The organism is Arthrobacter sp. I3, from assembly GCF_000520575.1.
Classification (GTDB): domain Bacteria; phylum Actinomycetota; class Actinomycetes; order Actinomycetales; family Micrococcaceae; genus Arthrobacter; species Arthrobacter humicola_A.
In genome coordinates, this window is record NZ_KI914968.1 from 7,567 (window position 1) to 11,601 (window position 4,035).

The 4,035-nt window shown below is 68.1% G+C and carries 4 protein-coding genes; all 4 read left to right on the plus strand.

What is annotated here, in order from left to right; translation table 11 throughout:
• Window positions 1–184: 184 nt before the first annotated feature.
• Window positions 185–904 carry a LytR/AlgR family response regulator transcription factor gene (locus tag Y706_RS0121065; RefSeq protein WP_028278132.1) on the plus strand — a complete coding sequence of 240 codons (720 nt, stop codon included), beginning with the start codon at window positions 185–187 and terminating at the stop codon, window positions 902–904.
• Window positions 901–1,308: a DUF485 domain-containing protein gene (locus tag Y706_RS26960; protein ID WP_028278133.1), complete on the plus strand. Its 408-nt coding sequence runs from the start codon at window positions 901–903 to the stop codon at window positions 1,306–1,308. Before Y706_RS0121065 ends, Y706_RS26960 begins: the two co-directional genes overlap by 4 nt.
• 66 nt (window positions 1,309–1,374) lie before the next feature.
• A complete protein-coding gene (locus Y706_RS26965; protein ID WP_253906863.1) occupies window positions 1,375–2,991 on the plus strand; it encodes a sodium/solute symporter in 1,617 nt (538 codons plus the stop codon).
• Between the two features lie 102 nt (window positions 2,992–3,093).
• Window positions 3,094–4,035 (plus strand): IS110 family RNA-guided transposase (locus Y706_RS0121080; protein ID WP_028278134.1); only part of this gene is annotated, 942 nt, incomplete at its 3' end.

Below are 4,035 nucleotides of genomic sequence, written 5' to 3' on the forward strand. Positions count from 1 at the left end.
GGGACGAGAACGGCCTCGTGATCGAGACGGCACCGGGCGAGGGCACCCTGATCACGATGCGCGTCCCCAAGTCCCAGCCCCGGCACGACGCCTGATTCCGGTCGGTTCCCGGCGGTGTCGTGCCCGGCGGCAGGTGGCTGACGGGCTGAGCCGGCCACAATGGCCGCGGCAGTAGGCTAGTGGCATGATTAACGTCCTCGTCGCCGACGACGAGCTCCCCGCCGTTGAGGAACTGGCTTTCCTGCTCGGCAGGGATGACCGGATCGGCGCCATCCACCGCGCTTCCTCGGGCGCCGAGGCCCTGCGGGCACTGGAGGCCGAAGAAGTCGATGTCATCTTCCTCGACATCCACATGCCGGCGCTGTCCGGGCTGGACATTGCCCGGGTCATCTCCCGCAGCGCCCACCCGCCCGCCGTGGTCTTCGTCACCGCGGACGAGGACTGCGCGCTGGAGGCCTTCGAGCTCGCCGCCGTGGACTACCTCCTCAAACCCGTGCGTGCCGAACGGCTGGCGAAGTCGATCGGCCGGATCAGCGAGCTGCTCAAGGACGGCGCGCCGGCCCCGGAAATGATCACCGTGGACCTGGGCGGGACCACCAAGATGATCCGGCGCGAGGACGTGACGTACGTTCAGGCGCAGGGCGATTATGCACGGCTGCACACGGCGGAGGCCAGCTACCTCATCAGGGTTCCGCTGGCCGACCTAGAGCAGCAGTGGGCCGACGCCGGGTTCCTGCGCATCCACCGCTCGTACCTGACCGCCCTGGGCCACATCAGCCACATGAAGCTCGCCGCGGCGCGGCCCAGCGTCACCGTGGCCGGGGCCGAACTGCCCATCAGCCGCAGGCACCTCCCGGCGGTCCGGGAAAAGCTCGAAGCAAGCCGTATCCGGCCGCAGGCATGACGCGGGTCCGGGTCACGGCGCCGCGCAGCGTCACTTCGGGAGGTGTCACACCGGGAAGTGCCGCATCGGGCAGCGCCGCCCTGACCGGCGGGCGCTCTGCGGCGGCCTCGCAGGAGGCGGCAGAGGAATCCGACGCCGGGCAGCTGTTCGTCCGCTCCCTCATCCGGTCCCAGCTCCGGCTGGGCCTCGTGGTGGCCCTGGGATTCCTGCTGATCATGCTCGCCTTCCCGCTTGTGCTGGGGCTGGTCCCGGGCCTGGCGCACTCCACCATTGCAGGCCTGCCATTCGACTGGGTCCTGCTGGGTGCCGGCATCTATCCGGTGATCGGTCTCAGTGCCTGGCTGTACGTGCGGACCGCGGCAAGGAACGAGGCCCGCTACCGGGACCTCGCCGGCGACAAGTGAGTGACAGGTGAGGGCCCACGTGAACGGCCCGGCGGGCGGCCACGCACGGGGCCGGGTGAGCGGAAGGTGAACCCCGTCGTCGGGGTGGCGGCGTTCGCCGCCGTCTCGCTCGCCACGGCAGTCATCGGTTTCTACGGGCTGCGGATCTCGCGCACCACCGGAGACTTCTACGTGGCGTCCCGGACGGTCAAGCCGTGGTGGAACGCCTCGGCGATCGGCGGTGAATACCTCTCGGCCGCCAGCTTCCTGGGGGTCGCCGGGCTGATCCTGCTCTCCGGCACCGACGCCCTGTGGTATCCGGTGGGGTACACGGCCGGCTACCTGATGCTGCTCCTGTTCGTCGCCGCTCCCCTGCGCCGGTCCGGGGCCTACACGATTCCGGACTTCACCGAGGCGCGCCTCGATTCCCGTGCCGTCCGCCGCGTCACAAGCCTGGTGGTGGTCCTGGTCGGCTGGCTCTACATCGTCCCGCAGTTGCACGGCGCTGCCCTGGCCATCCGGATCACCACCGGCCTGCCGGCGTGGGTGGGCCCGGTGGCGGTGGTCGGCGTCGTTTGTTTCACCGTGGTGGCCGGCGGGATGCGCTCCATCACGTTCGTCCAGGCGTTCCAGTACTGGCTCAAGCTCACCGCGCTGGCGGTGCCAATCGTGTTCCTGCTGTTTGTGGTGGGCGGCGGGGACTCCGCCGCGGCGGAGTTGCCGCCGCCCAGTACGGCCAACCCCACGGCGCTGGCTCCCGCAGGCCCCTACCAGATCATTTCACTGCTGGTGGCCCTGCTCTTTGGCACGCTCGGGCTGCCGCACGTGCTGGTCCGTTTCTACACCAACCCGGACGGGCAGTCCGCCCGCCGGACCACCTTGATTGTCCTGGGCCTGCTGTCCGTCTTCTACTTGTTTCCGACGGCGTACGGCATGCTCGGCCGAGCGTTCGCCCCCGACCTTGCCCGGAGCGGCCAGGCTGATGCCCTGGTTCTGCTGCTGCCCGGCCGGATGATTGGCGGGGTGGCCGGCGACTTGCTGACGGCGCTTGTGGTGGCCGGAGCGTTCGGGGCGTTCCTGTCGACGACGTCCGGTCTGGTGGTCTCGCTGGCCGGCGTGATCAGCCAGGACGTGTTCGGCGGCAGTGTCCGGGGCTTCCGGCTGGCAGCAGTGGTCTCGGCCCTGGTCCCGCTGGGGATCGCCTCGATGACCGAATCGCAGGCATTGGCCGGCAGCGTGGGGCTTGTGTTTGCCTTTACCGCGTCCACGATCTGCCCGGTCCTGCTGCTGGGCATCTGGTGGCGGGGGCTGACGGACACCGGGGCTATCGCGGGCATGGTGACCGGCGGCGTGCTCTGCGGCAGTGCGATGGTGGCCGGCTCGGTGCTGGGTGCTGCGCAGACGCCGTCGTGGCTGGCACAGCCCGCCGCCTGGACGGTGCCGGCCGCGTTCGCCGTCACGATCTGTACCGCCCGTGAGCCGGTCCTTACCGTGCACAAATTTTTGCTCAGATCAGGATGCCCATGTACGGCAGGGTTTATTGTGTGGAGTTGGTCGCTCTGTGGCGGCGTTTTTTGGTCGCTCCGTGTCGCAACAGTGCCCGTAAGGCGAGCACCTATTCCCAATACATCGCAGCCGCACGTGAGCAGAGGCGCATCTCATGACCGCCGACACGAAACGCCGAGGCTAGACGATATGAGGTAGCCGGGTTTTTCGGGCTGGAACCTCCTTTTCAAAGCGGGACGTGGGTTGCCTGCCAGACTTGGCGGACAGGTAGAGCCACATTTGAAATTGGAGGTTCCAGCTATGTTCGAGCGTACAAGCGTCGGCCTGGATGTCCATGCCCGTTCTGTTGCCGGATGCGCTCTGGACGCGCAGACCGGCGAGATCATTCCGCACCGGTTGACTCCGGATTATGCTGAGATTCTTGCCTGGATCGTGTCTCTTCCGGCCCCGGTGCGGGTCGTCTACGAGGCCGGCCCGACGGGTTTCGGGCTGGCCCGGTTTCTGCTGGCCGCCGGGATCGACACGCTCGTCGCGGCCCCGTCGAAACTCCAGCGTCCGTCCGGTGACCGGGTTAAGACGGACGCGAAGGATGCGCTGCATCTGGCCCGGCTGCTGAAACTGGGCGAGATCACCGCGATCAGGGTCCCCGCTGCGGATCAGGAGGCGGCCCGGGACCTGGTCCGGGCCCGGGAAGATGCCCGCGGGGATCTGATGCGTTCCCGGCACCGGATCTCCAAGCTCCTGTTGCGTCAGGGCATCGTGTATTCCGGAGGGAGGGCTTGGACCGGCACCCACGAACTCTGGCTGGCCCAACAACGCTTCGATGCCCCGGCCCTGCAACTGACCTACGCATCCTCTCTGGAGGCAATGCACGAGATCCTGGACCGGCGCGACCGCCTCGACGAGGCCATCACAACAATGGCCTACCGGAGCGAATACACGCCCGTCGTCCGGTCGCTGGAGTGCCTGCGCGGGATCTCGACCCTGACCGCGTTCGGTCTCGCCTTGGAAATAGGCGACTGGAACCGGTTCACCGGCTCCACGATCGGCGCATATCTGGGCCTGGTCCCGACCGAGCATTCCTCCGGGGCATCCCGGTCCCAAGGCTCGATCACGAAAACCGGCAACACCCACGCGCGCCGGCTCCTCGTCGAGGCGGCCTGGCACCACCGCAGACCATACGACCATCCATCCCACCTGATGCGGTCCCGATGGGAAATGGCCAGCCCGGATGCCAGGGCC

Bases quoted from the DNA above. Each gene is read 5' to 3' on its own strand.
- Y706_RS26960 (WP_028278133.1), top strand. From the start codon at position 901: ATGACGCGGGTCCGGGTCACGGCGCCGCGCAGCGTCACTTCGGGAGGT.
- Y706_RS0121065 (WP_028278132.1), top strand. From the start codon at position 185: ATGATTAACGTCCTCGTCGCCGACGACGAGCTCCCCGCCGTTGAGGAA.